The following is a 17806-nucleotide window of genomic DNA, read 5'->3' as shown; positions in this document are numbered from 1 at the left end:
CTGACCTTGCCGGCAGAATTGAGTTGATATAGATTGTAGGTGTGGTGGAGAAATGCTGCAGGCAATTTATACTACTGCATATATAAATAATTCTGAAATGGAACATTGCATGCGAACTGCGACAATTACGCGTAATACCAGTGAAACAAAAATACAAATAAGTATTAATCTTGATGGCACCGGTGTAGGAAATTTTGATACCGGAGTGCCTTTTCTGGAGCATATGCTTGATCAGATTGCCCGTCATGGGTTGATTGATCTGGATATCCGTTGTCGCGGAGATCTGCATATTGATGATCATCATACCGTTGAAGATATTGGTATTGCGCTGGGACAGGCGTTAAAACAGGCACTGGGTGATAAATGCGGTATTATGCGTTATGGACACAGTTATGTACCGCTGGACGAGTCTTTGAGCAGGGTGGTGCTGGATTTATCCGGTCGTCCCGGTCTGGTGTATAACGTAGAGTTTACCCGGGCGTTAATCGGTCGGTTTGATGTGGATTTGTTCAGTGAATTTTTTCATGGTTTAGTGAATCATGCCATGATGACTTTGCACATTGATAATCTGCGTGGTCTGAATGCTCATCATCAGGCAGAAACGATTTTCAAAGCGTTCGGTCGTGCTTTGCGAATGGCTGTTACACAGGATGAGCGAATGGCAGGGGTGATGCCGTCGACGAAAGGTACGCTGACTGCATAATGGTTTTGTATAGATTCTAATCCGCTGGTGTGTATACATTGGCGGATAAATTTATTTGTCGGACTGTACGAGTAATTATGAAACCATCTGCAATAATTTATTTTGCAAATCACAATTACTGATGGCTGTCTTATATACGTTATGTTGTATTTGAATTGATTGATTACAGTTTCTATGTGCTTGTGCAATCAATTGCTGATAAATATGCCGGTTATTTATATCTTCAGGATTATTTCTTTACGGTCAGCTGTTATTGAATTTAACGGATAAAAATAAATAAAATCAGTCGCCGGATAATAAAATTCTGATGGATAATATGGAAATAATCAGCATAATTGCTGATAAATATGTGTTTTTTTAGCAAGATTATGGCTACGTATCATAATCTGCCAGTTTCAGATTTTCAGCTATCCGGTGTTCATGTATGATAACAAGCTGTTTCTTTGCAGGCAGCCCGTTAGTGATAACCGGACTCCGGATAAACTTTTGCTGCAGGTATGTTCAGTTGATTTTATAAAGATATGAAGATGAAAGTAGCCATTGTCAATTATGGTATGGGAAATCTGCATTCAGTGCTGAAATCTGTACAGGCAGCAAACCAGTTACAGCAGATGCAGGCAGAAGTTATTCTGACAGCCGAACCGGATGAGGTATATCAGGCTGATAAAATTATTTTTCCCGGTCAGGGGGCTATGCCGGATTGTATGGCTGCTTTGCAGCGGAGCGGATTGGCTGATGCACTGGAAGACGGATTGCGGCGCAAACCGTTTTTTGGTATCTGTGTTGGCGCGCAATTGCTGTTTGAATGTAGCGAAGAGGGTAATACGGCCGGATTAGGCTGGTTTCAGGGTACGGTACCGCATTTTCAGGCTGCATTAAGTACTGATGGCAGACCACTGAAAATACCGCATATGGGCTGGAACCGTGTACATCAGATGCAAGAGCATCCTTTATTTGCTGGTGTGGCTCAGGATGAATGGTTTTATTTTGTTCATAGTTATTATCTGCGACCAGAGGATCCGTCAATTATTCTGGGTACGGCTGATTATGCCGGTGATTTTGCCTGTATAGCAGGCAGAGATAATGTTTTTGCTACACAGTTTCATACTGAAAAAAGTCATGCGGCCGGTTTGCAGCTGCTGGGTAATTTTTTGCGGTGGGATGGTACGTTTTAACTGAAGTAAAGGTACCGGTGTTTAACTCGTCAGTATATTTAAATTTAATATGTTATTGATTCCAGCGATTGATTTAAAAGGCGGACGGTGTGTGCGTCTTCAACAGGGGCTGATGGAAAAAGCCACTGTATTTTCTGATGAGCCTGCACAGATGGCTGTGCACTGGTGTCAGCAGGGTGCGCGTCGTTTGCATTTAGTTGATCTGGATGGGGCTTTTGCCGGAAAACCAGAAAATATGACCGCCATCAAAGCGATACTTGAACAGGTAGCGGATAATGTGCCTGTACAGCTTGGCGGTGGCATTCGTGATTTGCATACAATTGAACAATATCTGCAGCTGGGACTGAGTTTTGTCATTATTGGTACAGCAGCTGTGAATAATCCCGAATTTGTGCGTCAGGCATGTGCAGCTTTCCCCGGACAAATTATTGTCGGGCTGGATGCTAAAGATGGCATGGCTGCCATTGATGGCTGGGCAAAAGTGACAGATATCCATGTTACTGAGCTAGCCAGACAGTTTGCGGATGATGGTGTTAACAGCATTATCTACACTGATATTGGTCGCGACGGAATGATGAGTGGTGTGAATATTGATGCCACAGTTAAACTGGCACAGGCTGCTTCTGTGCCGGTTATCGCATCCGGCGGGGTGAGCAGTATGAAAGATGTGGAAGCTTTATGTGCCGTAGCCGAGCAGGGTGTTACCGGAGCTATTGTAGGACGCGCGATTTATGAAGGTTCACTTGATCTGGCCGCAGCACAGCGGATGGCTGATCAGTATAAGTAATAAATTTTGCTGACAGTGCTTGATCAGAATATTTTCTGATAATCTGATTTTGTATAAATTAATAATAATCATATAGGACTCGATTAATACCGATAGCCAATATGATTTTTGGACTGTAACTGTACAGGTAATCAGGGAGGACGTTTATGGTTAGCATCTTAGGTGCGGTAGTAATAGTTTTATGGCTATTGTTTACAATGAACCGCCCGAGACAGACTTTTTTTCAGGCCAGTATATTTACGATGGCGATGATGGTATTCAGCAGCATCATAGAACATGCATGGCCGGAAGTTAACAATGTCTGGTTAGTAGGATGGATAGCACAATGGGTATTTGTATTCATTGTCATATGGCTCTTTGATATTATTGCTGTAAGTACTACCAGTGCCGTGATTTATACATTAGTTGTGGGTATTGTTTACTATTTTTATCAGAATCATATTTTTGCTCTGGTTGCGCAGTGGCTAGGTAAATGATTGCTGCTCAGTAGCAGAGAAAGATGGCATTATTATGGCTTTAGCCAAACGTATTATTCCCTGTCTGGATGTTGATAACGGGCGAGTAGTTAAGGGAATTAATTTTGTTTCTTTGCGTGATGCCGGTAGTCCGGTTGAGGTAGCACAGCGTTATAATGATGAAGGTGCTGACGAGCTGACTTTTCTGGATATTACTGCCAGTTCGGATAATCGTGATACGATTTTACATGTTATTGAAGCGGTAGCCAGCCGAGTGTTTATTCCGCTGACAGTAGGGGGCGGCGTACGCAGTGTTGAAGACGTGCGCCGCTTACTTAATGCCGGTGCTGATAAGGTATCAATTAATACCGCAGCAGTGACCAATCCTGAACTGGTTAGTGAAGCCAGTGCATTTTTCGGTAATCAGGCAATTGTTGTGGCGGTAGATGCTAAAGCAGTCAATGCCGAGAATACCTGCTGGGAGGTTTTTACTCATGGCGGACGCCGACACACCGGACTCGATGCAGTAGCCTGGGCACAGGATATGGCCTTACGCGGAGCCGGTGAAATTTTGCTGACCAGTATGGATCGTGATGGTACCCGTGCAGGGTTTAATTTACCGTTAACCCGGGCTGTAAGTGATGCTGTGTCGGTTCCTGTTGTTGCATCAGGAGGTGTGGGCAATATTGAACATTTGATAGAAGGTGTTCAGGAAGGTCATGCTGATGCTGTACTGGCTGCCAGTATTTTTCACTTTGGTGAAGTACGTATTCAGGATGCCAAGATAGCCATGAAACAGGCCGGTATTGAGATGCGTATCTAATCTAGCTGCCGATAATGGTTGTATGTTTACCTGAAAATAAGGACAATTGCAGTGTTTGATACGCTTCTGGATGCGATAAAGTGGGATGATAAAGGTCTGGTTTGCGCGGTGGTGCAGGACAGGCATACTCAGCGCGTTCTTATGGTGGCATGGATGAATGCCGAAGCTTTGCGTCAGACAGTAAGTACTGGTCTGGCTCATTATTACAGCCGGTCACGCCAGCAGCAATGGATGAAAGGTGAACAGTCCGGGCATACGCAAAAGGTATATGAAATGCGGCTGGATTGCGACGGTGATGCACTGGTGTTGCTGGTTGAGCAGTCCGGAGGTATTGCCTGTCATACCGGACATGCCAGCTGTTTTTATCGTGTTTATCATGATGGTGACTGGCAGAGCACTGACCCGGTTATCAAAAATGAAAATGAAATATATACATGTCCTGCCAAAGGACACACACATACTGATTAAAGAGGAAGCAGGATGACACAAGTGCCGGAAAAAGCAGATTTTTCCAGAGTATTAACTGAACTGGCTGATGTGCTGGACAGCAGACGTGAGGCTTCACCACAAACTTCTTATGTTTCTCAGTTATTGCATGCCGGTGAAGATAAAATCCTGAAAAAAGTTATTGAGGAAGCCGGTGAAGTATTAATGGCATCCAAAGACGGAGATAAACAGCATTTAGTTAAAGAAGTTGCTGATGTCTGGTTTCATACGATGGTGTTATTAACTTATCATCAGATTCGGGTTGAAGATGTATTGCAGGAATTGCAGCAGCGGCAAAATGTGTCTGGTCTGACTGAAAAATCCAGTCGCCAGCCACAGTAATTACAATGGAATTTTAAATATGCGCAGCTGTGAGTAAACAGCAGGCGCATGTTTTTTTAGGCAGTTGAAGTAAAGGATAACATCATGGGCAGTTTTTCAATTTGGCATTGGGCTTTGGTATTACTGATTGTTGTACTGGTTTTTGGCACCAAAAAATTACGTAATCTTGGTAAAGATCTGGGCGGAGCTGTACACGATTTTAAGCAGGGACTGAACGAAAGTGACCGGGAAAGTACAAAAAATGATGATGTAATCGAACATAATAAAGACGACAGCAAAGTGTAGAAAGCATTTATGTTTGGTTTGGGGTTTGGTGAAATTTTACTGATTGCTGCTGTGGCTCTGGTTGTACTCGGACCGGAGCGGCTGCCCAAGGTAGCACGCAGTGCCGGTCTCTGGGTCGGGCGCATTCAGAATTTCATTAATAATGTTAAAACCGAACTGAGTCAGCAGGCCGGCGTGGCAGAATTCAGGCAGGCGCGTGACAGTATTGAAGCCGCAGCCCGTTCTTTTGAGCATGATATCAATGCCAATGTGCATAGTATCCGCGGGGAAGTAGATGCACTTAAACGTCAGCTCTCTAAAGATGAACAGCAGGCTGAAACAGACAGTACGCCTGAGTTCTCTGGGTCGTCACAAAATTATCATTTGCCGGTAAGGGAAGCGCCATTGCTGCATCGGGTGTCGTTACGCCGGCAGGCTCTGCAACGCCGGCGGGATATGCGACCGCGGCACAGCATTACTCCTAAACTGCGGGTACGCCGACATTGATGGATAACCGATTGTGAAGCAGGTTGAAGAAAATACTGAATTGACGCTGATTGATCATTTGCTGGAATTGCGTCGCCGCTTGATGTGGATTCTGGGAATTCTGCTGCTGTGCTTTGCAGTTTTGGTGCCCTTTGCGCAAAAAATTTATACTTTTGTAGCTGAACCATTAATGGCGAATCTTCCGGCAGGTCAGCATATGATTGCCACAGAAGTGATTGCCCCGTTTTTTGTGCCGTTAAAAGTAACACTAATGGCAGCATTTCTTTTGACACTTCCACATACACTGTATCAAATCTGGGCTTTTGTGGCACCTGGTTTGTACAGACATGAGAAACGTCTGATACTGCCATTACTGATTGCCAGTGTTTTATTATTTGCTTTAGGTATGGCATTTGCCTACTATCTGGTTTTTCCGGTTATTTTCCGTTTTCTTACCGGTGTTATTCCTGTCGGTGTCAGTATGGCAACTGATATAGATAAATATTTGTCTTTTATTCTAGGTATGTTTGTAGCATTCGGAGTAACATTTGAAGTGCCTGTACTGGTGATTCTGTTAAACAGAATCGGAGTAGTGTCTGTTCAGCAATTGAAAAAAGCCCGTGCCTATGTGGTGGTAGGTGCTTTTGTTGTAGCTGCCGTAGTGACTCCACCGGATGTGCTGTCGCAAACATTACTTGCTATACCGCTGATTCTTCTTTATGAAGTAGGAATTCTGGTGTGTCGCTGTTGGGGTAGTAGTAACAAAAAGACTGCTTTAACAGTCCACTCGGGAAGAGAATAGTTTTGTCACTTTTGCTTTTTTACTGAAATAACAGGCTGCCTGAGAATTTTCAGGCAGCCTGTTTAATAAATAATATAAGCCGGCTAATGATGTTATTCGTTGGAGAGTTGTATGAATCAGTCACAAATTGATTCGTGTCCGAGTATTTGCCGTCTGTCCACACTGATATGGTGGCTGGGGATGCTGACTTTATGCATTGTGCCATTTATGTCGAGTTGGCGGGTAGGTACGCTGTCAAGCTTTTATCTGGAAGCCGGGACGTTATTTTTTGCTCTTTGTCTGACTGGATTAACGGTACTGACACGCAAAACTCAGTTTTCATTTCCTCCTGCCTGTATCAGTCTGCTATTGCTCGCTTTTTTGCTGATGCTACAGGCAAGAGTTATGCATCTTACTTATATCAGCCAGTCTGATCTGACTGCTCTGGTATTTGTAGTAATGGCTTTGCTCGCATGGGCTGCACGGGCATGGGTGATTCGCATAGGCCAGACTCAGGCTGTCACTATTCTGGCGATGGCTCTTGTACTGGGTGTACTACTACAGTCAATCGTGTGTGTAATGCAGTTTGCTGATATTGCAGACCGGATACCGGGAATATTGCGCGGTCCGGGTAATCATTACATCTATGGTCAGCTGGCACAGCGCAATCATCTCGGGCATTATCTGATGTGGGGCGTGCTGGCACTGTGCTTTTTATGGGAACAGCGACGTCTGCCTAACTGGCTGGTATGGGTTTTATTAATCTGGTTTACCGGCATTATGGGACTGATCGGTTCACGGACAATTGTTGTCTATGTGCTGGTAATAGGACTGTCACTATTTTTCTGGCGCTGGCGTGCCGGCTCTGCAGCGAATCGCCTGTTGCTGATGCTGGGTATTGCCATAGGTCTGGTATTGCTGTTTCAGCTGATATTAAGCCCATTATTTGACATGTTGCTGCATATCAATTTTCAATCCGGAACAGCACGGCTGGAACAGGGTGGATTTGCCCGGTCTGGCAGACAAATGGAGTGGCATAAGGCCTGGCTGATATTTCAAAGCGCTCCGTGGTTTGGTTATGGCTGGGGCAGTTATTCATATCAGGGCTTTGCTATTGCAGATGTTTATCCGAATGGTTTTCGTCAGTATGAAAATACTGTGCTGTTTACTCATTGTCATAATCTGGTACTACAATTACTGGCTGAAACAGGCATAGTCGGACTGCTAATTGTCAGTGCCTGCTTTTTATGGGTTATCTGGCCTCATTTACGTAAAGGATTTAATCCGGCATCAATTGTGCTGATCAGTATGATTCTGGTGTCTTTATGCCACAGCATGCTGGAATATCCGCTGTGGTACAGCTATTTTCTTGCTGTGTTTGTTTTGTTTGTGGCACTAACGCCTGTATCACAGGAGGACTTGAAACGGTCTTGCCGTCCGGCGTCCGGCCGCGTAAATCAGTTCTGCGCCATAGTGGTATTGATTTCGATGGTTCTGCTTCTGTGGCAAATGATGAACTATCAGCGTTTTTTAAAAGTGCGTGCTGAACGTAATCTGCCCCAGGCTGAACAAGTAAGCCGTATGCATGATTTGCGTAATCAAATGTACTTTCTTCGTTATTATGTAGACATGGCAATTATCGAAAAGTTGAATGTTACTGATTCTTTTTTACCTTTATGGGGTAAACAGGCTGCATTACTTGCCGGACGGTATCGCCCGTATAGCAACACTTTCATGCGCGGATTTTACTTAGAGCAAGCACATCAGAATAATGAGGCTAAAGAGTGGTTCAGCCATGTAAGTCATTATTATCCTGTACTTGTTCCTGGTTTTATAAGCAGATTTAAACAGCAGCCTCAGGCCGTGGCAGTAATACCACAATTGCAACAAGATTGCCTGAAATATCAGCAGCAAAGCATGCAGAAAGTGAATTGTTTATAGAGTTCAGACAAATATTTAACATAGTGCTTTTTAATGAAAAAATGAGAAAAAGCCTTGTTATTGTAAAGATAATCTCAACCTACATGTTAAGATACAAAGTGTAAATATAGTAAATTCGTCTGTAGTCAATACAGACAACGCACTTCCATTTAGGAGGATGATATGAATCGCGTATTATTAATTGATGATGATAATTTGTTGACTGAACTGCTCACTGAATATCTGACAGCAGAAGGTCTGGAAGTCAGCCGCGTTGCTGATGGTGAAGCCGGTGTTAAAGAAATTTTAACCGGTCAGTATGATGTAGTGGTTCTGGATTCCATGATGCCGAAAATGAACGGTCTAGATGTATTGAAAACGGTACGGGTTCAAAGCAAGATTCCGATTATTATGCTAACCGCCAAAGGCGATGATATTGATCGCATTATCGGTTTGGAAATGGGTGCGGATGACTATGTGCCGAAACCTTGTCAGCCGCGTGAATTGCTGGCTCGTATCAATGCTATCCTCCGCCGTACACATCAAAGTCATGACAATGACCAGAATGGCATTCCGAACAGTATTGCAGCCAGTGGTGTAGTACTTTATCCGGCTAAACGTCAGGTTACTATTGAAGAAGAACCACTGGAGCTGACCAGTACCGAATTTAATCTGCTGGAAGTTCTGATGCGTCATGCCGGACAGGTAGTTAGCAAAGAAACACTGTCTCTGGAAGCACTAGACCGGAAGCTGGCTAAATTTGATCGCAGTATCGACGTTCATATATCCAGTATTCGTCATAAGCTGGGCAATGCTAGTCTGATTCAGACTGTGCGTGGTCTGGGTTATCTGTTTGTAAAAAACTGAACCAGTGGATACAGGCTGTTAATAAACAGCCTGTTCTGATTTATGAAACTGTTCCCCCGTATCTTTGCTACTTTTTGTGCTGTTATTGTTTGTGCCATTTTTGTGGCCAGTTCTTCATTCTGGCTGGTACAAAACACTTTAGCCGAAACACGGTTTAAACAACAGCGCAATTTTGAAGAAAATCTGCTGAGCAGCACCATGAATGCGTTTCAGGCACGTGGTGATGCCGGTATACGCGAACAACTGGTTGAGTGGGGGAATAGTCCGGGTGGCGAAAACCTGTATGTTATTACTGGTGACAACAAAAACGACATACTAGGGCGCCCTATTGATCCTGAGGATATCGATAAAGCACATGAGTTCGCTTTGTCACATCCGCACTCAAAACTCGTACAGATTGCCTATAATTCACTGGGTGAAGAATATCTCTTCATGATTCGCGGCTGGAACCATGAACGTACTCCACGCCCGCCGAGCCCGTTTTTTATTCCTGGTTTACCCATTGCACCAGTCTGGCACGAATTTATTATTCTCAGCTTTATTATTGTTGTAGGTTTATTAACAGCCTATATTCTGGCTAATAATATTACCCAGCCAATCCGCGTATTGTGGCGCGGGATGGATCGTCTGGCTCACGGGAATTTGCAGACCCGTGTTTCTCATCAGCTATCAGAACGTCGTGATGAACTGTATTCTCTAGCCGTGCAGTTTGACAATATGGCAGATAAACTACAGAAGCTTGTGGAAAAAGAACGTCACCTGCTGCACCATGTATCGCATGAAATGCGCTCCCCGCTGGCACGCATGCAGGCAATTATTGGTTTAATTCACGTACAGCCACAAAAACAGGAACAACACTTGCAGCGTTTGGAAAGTGAACTGGGGCGTATGGATTTACTGGTAGGTGAACTGCTTACCTTGTCACGGCTGGAAACCTCTGATTTGCCTATTACGCTGGAACCTTTGTCTTTGGTGCCGCTAATCAAACAAATCGTGGAAGACAATCAGGCCATAGCCATGCAACATCAGCAGACTTTATCATGGCAGTGTGATATTCCTGATACTGCTATGGTAAAAGCCAATGAAAGCTATTTATATCGGGCTTTTGATAATGTTGTGCGTAATGCCATTAATTACAGCCCTGATGGCAGTGAAATTAAGGTTTATCTGCATGAGGGTGGTAAACAGCAATGGCAGGTTGATATCAGTGACAATGGCCCCGGTGTAGCAGAAAATCAGTTACCGCATATTTTTACTGCTTTTTATCGTGCAGACAGTAGTGCTAATAAACCGGGTACAGGTTTAGGATTGGCGTTAACCAAACACATCATCGATCGCCACCATGGCAAAATTTATGCAGATAATCAACAACCCAAGGGTTTAAGTATGCATTTTTTACTGCCTAAATTTACGCCGAGCAGAAACAGGAACCGCCAGAAAAATAAAAATCAGTTGCCTGTAGCCAACGGATAAAGTTATTTATACTTATCCGGCTGGCAGGTTCTCTCCAAAGAATACGTTGTAGTTGTATGTAAACTGCTACTATTTAAATTTCAATATCGATATGGTTTTAGTCTGGCAGATGTATAGTACGACAGATAACTATTAATCTGTGGTTCTCTGGTCTGGTTTTTCCGCGTCTGTTATCAGATTAGTTTGCTGGGTAAACCAGTCAGTGGCAATTTGATTGACCTCATCTATACCTTGCTTTTTCAGACTGGAGAACAGTTGTACCGTAACTTGTTGACGGGCAATGTAAGGTTGAAGTGCTTTTTTCACACTGGTCAAGGTTTTAATTTGATCGTTTTTTGATAATTTATCTGCTTTAGAGAGCAAAATATGGACAGGACGCCGAGTTACCGCGAAAAAATCAAGCATTTGTTTGTCCAGCTCTTTAAGCGGGTGGCGGGCATCCATAATCAGAATCAGCCCGACCAGTTGCATGCGTGTTTGTAGGTAATCGCCCAGTAGTGTTACCCAATGTCTGCGGATTGCCTCAGGTACCTGAGCGTAACCATAACCGGGTAAATCCACCATAAACCCGCCATTAGTCAGTTCAAAAAAATTAATGTGCTGGGTACGGCCTGGAGTTTTGGATACATAAGCCAGACGAGTATGATTAGTCAGTGTATTGATTGCGCTTGATTTACCCGCATTGCTGCGACCGACAAAAGCAATTTCAGCAGTTGTTGCGGGCAGGTCTTTCAGATGATTAACGGTTGTATAAAAACGGGCGTGACGAAACAGATTCATGAGTAATTAAAAAAATAGTAAGGTGATAGCATACCATATTTTGAGCCCAGTTCGGATTCAGCTATTTATGTAAATGCTCGCTTTCAGGCGAGGTACTTGATTTTTTGTTTTATGCTGCTAAACTGCATTTAAGATTATTTTAAGGAAACTTTCAGATGGAAGACGAGGTCTCGAGCAGTTGTATCGTGCATGTAGACGTGTTTTTTCTCTGATTTAAGGCAGCCTTGCTCATGTAGCAGGCTGCCTGTTTGTATTTAACGCATAGGAAAAGAAAATGGATTTTAGCTGGTTAGGAGAACCGGCCACATGGGTAGGGCTGATTACCCTGATAATTCTTGAAATCGTTTTAGGTATCGATAATCTTGTATTTGTAGCCATACTGGCGAATAAAGCCAGTCCGAAAAAGCGCGACCATGCCCGTATAGCTGGTTTGTCTCTGGCAGTGCTGATTCGCATTCTGATGCTGGCACTGATGTCTTTTATCATTACCCTGACCAAGCCCTTTGTACATATCAGCGGTTTTGCCATTTCAGTTAAAGATCTGATTATGTTCGGTGGCGGACTCTTCCTGCTCTATAAGGCAACAACTGAGTTGCATGAACGGCTGGAAGGGCATACTGCTATGGCGTCAATTACCAATGTCTCCGTTTATGCCAGTTTCTGGAGTGTGGTATTACAAATTGTCGTTCTGGACGCAGTATTTTCACTTGATTCAGTCATTACCGCTGTCGCCATGGTGCAACACATTACAGTGGCAATGCTGGCCGTGATTATTGCTATGGCAATGATGATTTGGGCAAGCGGACCATTAACAGAGTTTGTAAATCGCCATCCTACAGTAGTGATGCTGTGTCTGGGCTTTTTACTCATGATAGGGTTCAGCCTGATTGCTGAAGGCTTACACTTTGAAATACCTAAGGGTTATCTGTATGCCGCTATTGCTTTCTCCATTCTGATTGAGATATTTAATCAGATTTCTACCCGGAATACCCGTCGTAACGATATGATTGGCCGCTCTTGGCGTTATCGTACCGCTGATAGTGTGCTGGGTATGATGGGACTGCGTGAAAAAGAGCTGGCTAAAAATGGTACGCAAACTGATGATGACGAACATTTTGAAGAAAATGAAAAATCCATGATTCGCAGCGTGCTTACTCTAGCCGAACGTCCGATAATGGGTGTCATGACACCGCGCAGTGATATTGAACGTCTGGATTTATCTCAGCCGCGTGAGCAGCAGTGCCAACAATTACAAAGCACACCATTTTCACGGCTGGTGGTAGTAGGAAAGGCCGGAATTGATGAGCCGCTGGGATTTGTAAATAAAAAAGATTTACTTAACCAGTTATTAAGCGGAGAACAATTAAATATTCAGGCTGCATTACGGCAGCCGCTGGTCTTACCGGATAGCAGCACTGTACTTGATGCTATGGAGTTGTTTCGTTCGCGAAGTGCTGATATTGCGCTGGTAGTTGATGAATTTGGCGCTGTACTCGGACTGGTTAGCATGAAAGATTTAATGGAAACGATTGCCGGTGATTTTCCAGAAGAGTATGAGCGTGCCGATGCGCCCAGTATCCAGCAAAATGCCGATCATAGCGTTACTGTAGACGGCAGTCTTGAATATGCTATTTTGGCTCAGCATCTGCATTTGCCTACCTTACCGGAAGATGCTGAGTACCATACTGTAGCCGGATTAATTATGGAAGAAATGCAGGATATTCCGGATGTCGGAGATACTATTGATTATGCCGGTTACCGTTTTGAAGTATTGAACAAAGACGGGCACCGTCTGGAACGGGTACGTATCAGCAAAATTGAACAGCCGGAATCTGAATAACCCAATTGATAGCCATACAAAAGCCTGCTGATAACAGCAGGCTTTTTTCGTTAACTAATTTGATTATTGAATCTGGCTACCGATAACGCCACCCAGAGCAGCACCACCTAAAGTAGCACCAGTATCTTTACCTAACAGATTACCAGCCACACCCCCTACTACTACACCGGCAGCAGTATTACGCTGAGCTGGGGTCATATCAGCACAAGCAGAGAGAGAAGCAGCTACTGCAGCTATTAAAGCCAGTGTTTTTAGACTTGATTTCATGTTAATACCTCTTTCTATTCAGAATAAAGAATTGCGTGTTAATTAATATTTATACGTTACCTATAAACTATTTAACTACAAATAAAATATTATTTCAAAGTTAATTATATACCTTTAGCAAAGCAGTTTAGTAAAAAAAAACTGCAATCAAAATCACAAATGCATTTTAGAGAAATATTCAAAATATCTGCCGATTATTCAAGTTCAGTAGCAGTATCCGTGTCAGTACATATTTCGGGTGTCTGGTGTGAAGGCTGCCTTTTTTCTTTATATTTAATCACAGCCCTGTCCAGTTTATCCATCAGACAATCGATAGCAGCATACATATCATTATCCAGACATTCAATATGGATATCTTTACCGGAAAGATGCAAATCAATTTCAGCTTTTTTCTGTACTTTAAATACAGAGAAAGTGACAGTTGCGCTGATGACCTGATCGGCATGACGGATAATGCGCTCCAGTTTATTCAGTGTGTAGTCTTTCAGAGCTGCGGTAACATCAAGATTCTGTCCGATAAATTTAAGATTCATAGCCTGATCCTTTTTAAAGGGTTTAGGAAAAAACAGAATAAATTTTATGGAAGTTAACTGAAAATTAATGATTACTGTACTGTACTTTACGTTGGTGCGCCGGAGGAATTTTCAAGTCCTCACGATATTTTGCAACTGTGCGCCGGGCTAGATTAATACCCTGCTTAGCCAGCTGATTTACCAAATGTGTATCAGAATAGGGATGTTGCGGGTCTTCTCCGTTAATTATACTTTGCAACAGTGATTTAATTGCTGTCTGACTGTTACCTGTTCCATCATCCGTTGCTGCAACAGACTGATTGAAAAAATAGCGTAGAGGAAAAACACCTTGTGAACAGGTCAGGTATTTCTGATTGATTGCCCGTGAAACAGTACTCTCTGCCAGTTCGAGAGCCTGAGCTGTTTCTTTAATGGTTAAGGGAGCCAGCGCCAGAGAACCAAAACTGAAAAAATCCTGCTGTTGCTGCAAAATCCATTCGCCCAGACGTTGCAGAGTGGTTTTACGCATCTGCAGGCTGTGAAGACACGTTTGTGCTTCCTGCCATTTGTTTTTACACATAGTATCCATCTCTGTGCTTTTTTGCTCTATCCACTCTTCGACACCGGGTTCTATTCTCAGCTGAGGAAAAGTATCATGCAAAAGGCGTATCTGCCATTTGCCACTCTTATTGATATAAACTTCCATATCAGGGCGTACAGACAGAATACCATTACGATCAGGTAATCCGTAACAGGGATAAGGATTTAGTGCGCCAATGAGTTTACAGGCTGCTTCAAGTGTGTTTGCAGAAAACTGGGGCAGTTGCCGGCAAAGTTGTTTAAACTGATGGGTACTCAGCCACTGACCAAAGTGTTTGCTAATCAGTAAGCGCGCGCAGGTATGAATTTCATCATTATCGACAGATTCGTCAGACAGATTTTCCAGTTGCAGTAACAGGGATTCCTGTAAATTCCGAGCACCAACACCAGTAGGCTCAAACTGCTGCAGAATCGTCAGCGCCTGTGCCAGCTCTGTTTCGTCCAGCCGCCATTCCAGCGGTGCATTTTCTACCAGATCAGTTAAACTGCTGTCCAGATAACCCTGCTCATTCAGATTCTCTATCAGAAAATACACCTGTGCTGCCGTAACGTCATCCAGATCGTATTCACATACCTGCCGGCGCAGCAATTCATACATATCAGGATTGTCGGCCAGCGTGTCCCAGACATCACTTTCGTCTTGCATAATACCCAGCTGTGGCGGCTGTACATACTGAGTATCAGAAAAGCTGTCTTCAGATGTATTTTCTACTTCCTCAAGAAAAGGATTATCCGCCAGCCAGCCGGCTACCAGTTCCTGTAATTCCAGCGTAGACAGCTGCAACACCTGTAGCGATTGTTGCAGCTTCGGACTAAGGCGGGTGGTAAGACTGAGTCGGAGATGAGTAGCTGGCCTTTGCATAAGCAGTTAATACTCGAAATGCTCACCCAGATAAACAGCGCGTACCTGTTCATTATTAACCAGCTCTTCCGGGACACCGGAAGCCAGTACACTGCCCTGGTTAATAATATATGCACGGTCACAGATGCGCAGGGTTTCACGGACATTATGGTCTGTAATCAGTGTGCCGATACCACGCTGTTTCAGGAAAGAAATCAGATTCTGAATATCGATCACTGCAATCGGATCAACGCCGGCAAATGGTTCATCAAGCAGAATGAAGCGCGGGTTCATGGCCAGAACCCGTGCAATTTCAGCACGACGGCGTTCACCGCCGGACAAAGATTGTGCAGTATTGTTGCGCAGGTGCTCAATATGCAGGTCGGCCAGCAGCAGCTCCAGCTGTTCGGCTCGTTTTTCGGGTGGATAGTTAATTTCCAGAATAGCTTTGATATTCTGGGCTACTGTCATTTTACGAAAAATCGAAGCTTCCTGAGGCAGATAACCTAAACCAAGTCGTGCACGTTCATAAATCGGACGGTGAGTAATTTCTCGATTATCAAGCATAATACTGCCACCATCAGCTGCAATCAGACCTACAATCATATAGAAGCTGGTAGTTTTACCGGCACCATTCGGGCCAAGCAGACCGATTACCTCGCCACTGTTGACTTCCAGTGCGACATCATTAACTACCTGACGCTGTTTAAAACTTTTTTGCAGACCGCTGACACGAAGCTGACTTGGCGGCACAGTAGGCATTACATTCATGAGTATGGATTATTTCTTTTTCTGTTGCGGTTGGATAATAACGTGTACCCGGCCTTTAGGCGCGCTTTTAACGGTATAAACCTCAGTATTGGTGTTATAAACAATTACTGCACCGCGTGCCATATCACCACCACGGTTTACCTGAGCATTACCGGTAATCGTAACAATACCGCTCAGGCTTTCATAATGTACATTATCTCCGTGACCGGTTACCATGCCATCTTTTTCCAGCTGCTGTCCAAACGTAGCAGGCTTGCCATCAGCAATAATTGTCTGGTTACCGGCATTATCCTTATGTGCAGTGATACGGGCTGCATTCATATACATACTGCCCTGCCGCATTTTTACATTACCGGTAAATATGGTTGTCTGATTCTGTTTATCCAGAGAGCCCTGATCGGCTTCAATCTGAATAGGTTGCTGCCGGTCACTTTCCAGTGCCCATGCATGCATACTGCCGGCAAGCAGACAAAAGACTGCTAAAATTTTGCCGTTAATGAGAGTGCGGGTCATAAATAATCGCCTTTACGCGTGCGGGTAAATTCAGAAAGCCGCGTTGTTTGTCGTATTCGAAACCTTGTGATGTACCGTGAGATATACCATACTGGTAAGAAACCTGTGCATCAGTTTTGATTACCTGAGTTTGTGTATCAACATGTAATACACTGGTTTCCAGCTGTCCTGCCGGTTCATTTCCCACCGGATTTTTGTTCCAAACTACCTGTCCCAGTAAATCTACCTTGCGGCTGTCGGTATAGTACTGTCCGGTATTGGCCTTAATACGATAAAGTTCAGCACCGTTTTTATATAGTCCCATATTGGGATTATCAATATAAATAACAGTTTGCTGCGGAAACTGCCGGGCAGCTGTGGCGTGAATGGTTTCACTTAACTGACCGTGCTCATCAAATCGCTCACCGTCAATCGAATTAATCACATACTTAGGTTCTTTCGGATTCAGGGGAATTTCCACTGTCTTGATCTCAGTAATCCGGTCCAGCCAGAAGCTTATGCCGCCAAGGGCTACTGCCAGAATCAGCGGAAATGCCCAGTTACTGCGGCTGCGAATCACATTCATGCCAGATACTCCGCCATATCCTGAGCCAGAAAGCCCTGTGCATCCAGTAATAAATCACAGACTTCACGTACTGCACCGGCTCCGCCGGGCGCACGGGTAACATAATCAGCATGCTGTAATACCAGCGGATGAGAACCGGGTACTGCAACTGCTAGCCCGCAATGTTTCATAACCGGTAAGTCTACGACATCATCGCCGATATAAGCACATTGCTGCTCATCTAAACCAAGCTGCTGCAATAATTGCCGATAACAGCTGCGTTTATCCGAAATACCTTTAAAATAATATCCGATGCCAAGCTGCTGTACCCGGATACCGACAGAGGGTGCGTCGCGTCCGGTAATAATTGCCGTTTGAATGCCGTGGCGGTGCAACATCTTCAATCCGTGGCCGTCAAGTGTATGGAATGATTTGATTTCCTCGCCGTTATCACGGATAAAAATACGACCGTCAGTCAGTACGCCGTCTACATCCATAATAAACAGCCTGATTTTCCGGGCAGCTTCAACCACCGCACTGGCAGACATCATCGTATTCATCGGCATTCCTCAGTCA

The 17806-nt window shown here is 44.1% G+C and carries 21 protein-coding genes and 1 pseudogene; 14 read left to right on the top strand and 8 right to left on the bottom strand.

Annotated elements, in window-relative coordinates; translation table 11 throughout:
- Nucleotides 1-112: 112 nt before the first annotated feature.
- The 13 genes and pseudogenes from hisB to SALWKB2_RS08655 all read left to right on the top strand — a co-directional run.
- Nucleotides 113-703: pseudogene (gene hisB / locus SALWKB2_RS08715) on the top strand (imidazoleglycerol-phosphate dehydratase HisB); the annotation flags it as partial.
- A gap of 527 nt (nt 704-1230) precedes the next feature.
- Nucleotides 1231-1878: an imidazole glycerol phosphate synthase subunit HisH gene (gene hisH / locus SALWKB2_RS08710; RefSeq protein ID WP_025331290.1), complete on the top strand. Its 648-nt coding sequence runs from the start codon at nt 1231-1233 to the stop codon at nt 1876-1878.
- Nucleotides 1879-1927: 49 nt separating this feature from the next.
- Complete coding sequence (gene hisA / locus SALWKB2_RS08705; RefSeq protein ID WP_025331289.1) at nt 1928-2665, top strand: 1-(5-phosphoribosyl)-5-[(5-phosphoribosylamino)methylideneamino]imidazole-4-carboxamide isomerase; 738 nt, start codon at nt 1928-1930, stop codon at nt 2663-2665.
- A 146-nt stretch (nt 2666-2811) separates the two neighbouring features.
- Entirely contained in the window at nt 2812-3141 is a 330-nt protein-coding gene (locus SALWKB2_RS08700; RefSeq protein WP_025331288.1) for a hypothetical protein, read from the top strand.
- Nucleotides 3142-3175: 34 nt separating this feature from the next.
- Nucleotides 3176-3943 carry an imidazole glycerol phosphate synthase subunit HisF gene (gene hisF, locus SALWKB2_RS08695; RefSeq protein ID WP_025331287.1) on the top strand — a complete coding sequence of 256 codons (768 nt, stop codon included), beginning with the start codon at nt 3176-3178 and terminating at the stop codon, nt 3941-3943.
- A gap of 51 nt (nt 3944-3994) precedes the next feature.
- On the top strand, nt 3995-4411 hold the full coding sequence (gene hisI / locus SALWKB2_RS08690) for a phosphoribosyl-AMP cyclohydrolase (RefSeq protein WP_025331286.1): 417 nt from the start codon (nt 3995-3997) through the stop codon (nt 4409-4411).
- A gap of 12 nt (nt 4412-4423) precedes the next feature.
- Nucleotides 4424-4771, top strand: coding sequence for a phosphoribosyl-ATP diphosphatase (locus SALWKB2_RS08685; RefSeq protein WP_025331285.1), 348 nt, complete (start codon nt 4424-4426; stop codon nt 4769-4771).
- 84 nt (nt 4772-4855) lie between these two features.
- The gene (gene tatA / locus SALWKB2_RS08680) at nt 4856-5056 is read left to right on the top strand and encodes a Sec-independent protein translocase subunit TatA (RefSeq protein ID WP_025331284.1); all 201 of its coding nucleotides are present in this window, start codon (nt 4856-4858) and stop codon (nt 5054-5056) included.
- A 9-nt stretch (nt 5057-5065) separates the two neighbouring features.
- Complete coding sequence (gene tatB / locus SALWKB2_RS08675) at nt 5066-5542, top strand: Sec-independent protein translocase protein TatB (RefSeq protein ID WP_025331283.1); 477 nt, start codon at nt 5066-5068, stop codon at nt 5540-5542.
- Nucleotides 5543-5555: 13 nt separating this feature from the next.
- Entirely contained in the window at nt 5556-6323 is a 768-nt protein-coding gene (gene tatC / locus SALWKB2_RS08670) for a twin-arginine translocase subunit TatC (RefSeq protein WP_025331282.1), read from the top strand.
- Nucleotides 6324-6434: 111 nt separating this feature from the next.
- Nucleotides 6435-8243, top strand: coding sequence for a PglL family O-oligosaccharyltransferase (locus tag SALWKB2_RS08665; RefSeq protein WP_025331281.1), 1809 nt, complete (start codon nt 6435-6437; stop codon nt 8241-8243).
- A gap of 162 nt (nt 8244-8405) precedes the next feature.
- Nucleotides 8406-9089, top strand: a complete 684-nt coding sequence (locus SALWKB2_RS08660; RefSeq protein ID WP_025331280.1) for a response regulator transcription factor — start codon at nt 8406-8408, stop codon at nt 9087-9089.
- Between the two features lie 42 nt (nt 9090-9131).
- Complete coding sequence (locus SALWKB2_RS08655; protein ID WP_025331279.1) at nt 9132-10562, top strand: sensor histidine kinase; 1431 nt, start codon at nt 9132-9134, stop codon at nt 10560-10562.
- Between the two features lie 132 nt (nt 10563-10694).
- Here the strand turns inward: SALWKB2_RS08655 and yihA are convergent, their stop codons facing one another.
- Complete coding sequence (gene yihA / locus SALWKB2_RS08650; RefSeq protein ID WP_025331278.1) at nt 10695-11342, bottom strand: ribosome biogenesis GTP-binding protein YihA/YsxC; 648 nt, start codon at nt 11340-11342, stop codon at nt 10695-10697.
- Nucleotides 11343-11616: 274 nt separating this feature from the next.
- Here yihA and SALWKB2_RS08645 point away from each other — a divergent pair, with 274 nt between their 5' ends.
- The gene (locus SALWKB2_RS08645) at nt 11617-13182 is read left to right on the top strand and encodes a TerC family protein (protein ID WP_025331277.1); all 1566 of its coding nucleotides are present in this window, start codon (nt 11617-11619) and stop codon (nt 13180-13182) included.
- A gap of 63 nt (nt 13183-13245) precedes the next feature.
- Here the strand turns inward: SALWKB2_RS08645 and SALWKB2_RS08640 are convergent, their stop codons facing one another.
- The 7 genes from SALWKB2_RS08640 to kdsC form a co-directional block, all read right to left on the bottom strand.
- Nucleotides 13246-13449 carry a glycine zipper 2TM domain-containing protein gene (locus SALWKB2_RS08640; protein ID WP_025331276.1) on the bottom strand — a complete coding sequence of 68 codons (204 nt, stop codon included), beginning with the start codon at nt 13447-13449 and terminating at the stop codon, nt 13246-13248.
- A gap of 194 nt (nt 13450-13643) precedes the next feature.
- Nucleotides 13644-13982 carry a ribosome hibernation-promoting factor, HPF/YfiA family gene (hpf, locus tag SALWKB2_RS08635; protein ID WP_025331275.1) on the bottom strand — a complete coding sequence of 113 codons (339 nt, stop codon included), beginning with the start codon at nt 13980-13982 and terminating at the stop codon, nt 13644-13646.
- A gap of 64 nt (nt 13983-14046) precedes the next feature.
- Nucleotides 14047-15423 (bottom strand): RNA polymerase factor sigma-54, encoded by a 1377-nt coding sequence (gene rpoN, locus SALWKB2_RS08630; protein ID WP_025331274.1) that lies wholly within the window; start codon nt 15421-15423, stop codon nt 14047-14049.
- Between the two features lie 6 nt (nt 15424-15429).
- A complete protein-coding gene (gene lptB, locus SALWKB2_RS08625) occupies nt 15430-16173 on the bottom strand; it encodes an LPS export ABC transporter ATP-binding protein (protein ID WP_099048791.1) in 744 nt (247 codons plus the stop codon).
- 9 nt (nt 16174-16182) lie between these two features.
- Nucleotides 16183-16686: a lipopolysaccharide transport periplasmic protein LptA gene (gene lptA / locus SALWKB2_RS08620; protein WP_038648995.1), complete on the bottom strand. Its 504-nt coding sequence runs from the start codon at nt 16684-16686 to the stop codon at nt 16183-16185.
- The gene (lptC, locus tag SALWKB2_RS08615) at nt 16667-17251 is read right to left on the bottom strand and encodes an LPS export ABC transporter periplasmic protein LptC (protein ID WP_038648992.1); all 585 of its coding nucleotides are present in this window, start codon (nt 17249-17251) and stop codon (nt 16667-16669) included. Before lptC ends, lptA begins: the two co-directional genes overlap by 20 nt.
- A complete protein-coding gene (gene kdsC, locus SALWKB2_RS08610; protein ID WP_025331270.1) occupies nt 17248-17781 on the bottom strand; it encodes a 3-deoxy-manno-octulosonate-8-phosphatase KdsC in 534 nt (177 codons plus the stop codon). The genes lptC and kdsC overlap by 4 nt, the downstream gene beginning before the upstream one ends.
- Between the last annotated feature and the right edge of the window lie 25 nt (nt 17782-17806).

This window comes from Snodgrassella alvi wkB2, assembly GCF_000600005.1.
In the GTDB taxonomy this organism is placed as follows: Bacteria; Pseudomonadota; Gammaproteobacteria; order Burkholderiales; family Neisseriaceae; genus Snodgrassella; species Snodgrassella alvi.
Note: the sequence above shows the minus strand (reverse complement) of the source record. Positions and strands in the feature narration are given on the sequence as shown.

Excerpts from the sequence above, each read along its gene's own strand:
- tatA (WP_025331284.1), top strand. The coding sequence starts at position 4,856 with ATGGGCAGTTTTTCAATTTGGCATTGGGCTTTGGTATTACTGATTGTT.
- SALWKB2_RS08640 (WP_025331276.1), bottom strand. The coding sequence starts at position 13,449 with ATGAAATCAAGTCTAAAAACACTGGCTTTAATAGCTGCAGTAGCTGCT.
- SALWKB2_RS08655 (WP_025331279.1), top strand. The coding sequence starts at position 9,132 with ATGAAACTGTTCCCCCGTATCTTTGCTACTTTTTGTGCTGTTATTGTT.
- yihA (WP_025331278.1), bottom strand. The coding sequence starts at position 11,342 with ATGAATCTGTTTCGTCACGCCCGTTTTTATACAACCGTTAATCATCTG.
- hpf (WP_025331275.1), bottom strand. The coding sequence starts at position 13,982 with ATGAATCTTAAATTTATCGGACAGAATCTTGATGTTACCGCAGCTCTG.
- tatB (WP_025331283.1), top strand. The coding sequence starts at position 5,066 with ATGTTTGGTTTGGGGTTTGGTGAAATTTTACTGATTGCTGCTGTGGCT.
- SALWKB2_RS08685 (WP_025331285.1), top strand. The coding sequence starts at position 4,424 with ATGACACAAGTGCCGGAAAAAGCAGATTTTTCCAGAGTATTAACTGAA.
- lptC (WP_038648992.1), bottom strand. The coding sequence starts at position 17,251 with ATGAATGTGATTCGCAGCCGCAGTAACTGGGCATTTCCGCTGATTCTG.
- SALWKB2_RS08665 (WP_025331281.1), top strand. The coding sequence starts at position 6,435 with ATGAATCAGTCACAAATTGATTCGTGTCCGAGTATTTGCCGTCTGTCC.
- lptA (WP_038648995.1), bottom strand. The coding sequence starts at position 16,686 with ATGACCCGCACTCTCATTAACGGCAAAATTTTAGCAGTCTTTTGTCTG.
- lptB (WP_099048791.1), bottom strand. The coding sequence starts at position 16,173 with ATGAATGTAATGCCTACTGTGCCGCCAAGTCAGCTTCGTGTCAGCGGT.
- hisA (WP_025331289.1), top strand. The coding sequence starts at position 1,928 with ATGTTATTGATTCCAGCGATTGATTTAAAAGGCGGACGGTGTGTGCGT.
- rpoN (WP_025331274.1), bottom strand. The coding sequence starts at position 15,423 with ATGCAAAGGCCAGCTACTCATCTCCGACTCAGTCTTACCACCCGCCTT.
- hisF (WP_025331287.1), top strand. The coding sequence starts at position 3,176 with ATGGCTTTAGCCAAACGTATTATTCCCTGTCTGGATGTTGATAACGGG.
- SALWKB2_RS08660 (WP_025331280.1), top strand. The coding sequence starts at position 8,406 with ATGAATCGCGTATTATTAATTGATGATGATAATTTGTTGACTGAACTG.
- SALWKB2_RS08645 (WP_025331277.1), top strand. The coding sequence starts at position 11,617 with ATGGATTTTAGCTGGTTAGGAGAACCGGCCACATGGGTAGGGCTGATT.
- kdsC (WP_025331270.1), bottom strand. The coding sequence starts at position 17,781 with ATGATGTCTGCCAGTGCGGTGGTTGAAGCTGCCCGGAAAATCAGGCTG.
- SALWKB2_RS08700 (WP_025331288.1), top strand. The coding sequence starts at position 2,812 with ATGGTTAGCATCTTAGGTGCGGTAGTAATAGTTTTATGGCTATTGTTT.
- hisH (WP_025331290.1), top strand. The coding sequence starts at position 1,231 with ATGAAAGTAGCCATTGTCAATTATGGTATGGGAAATCTGCATTCAGTG.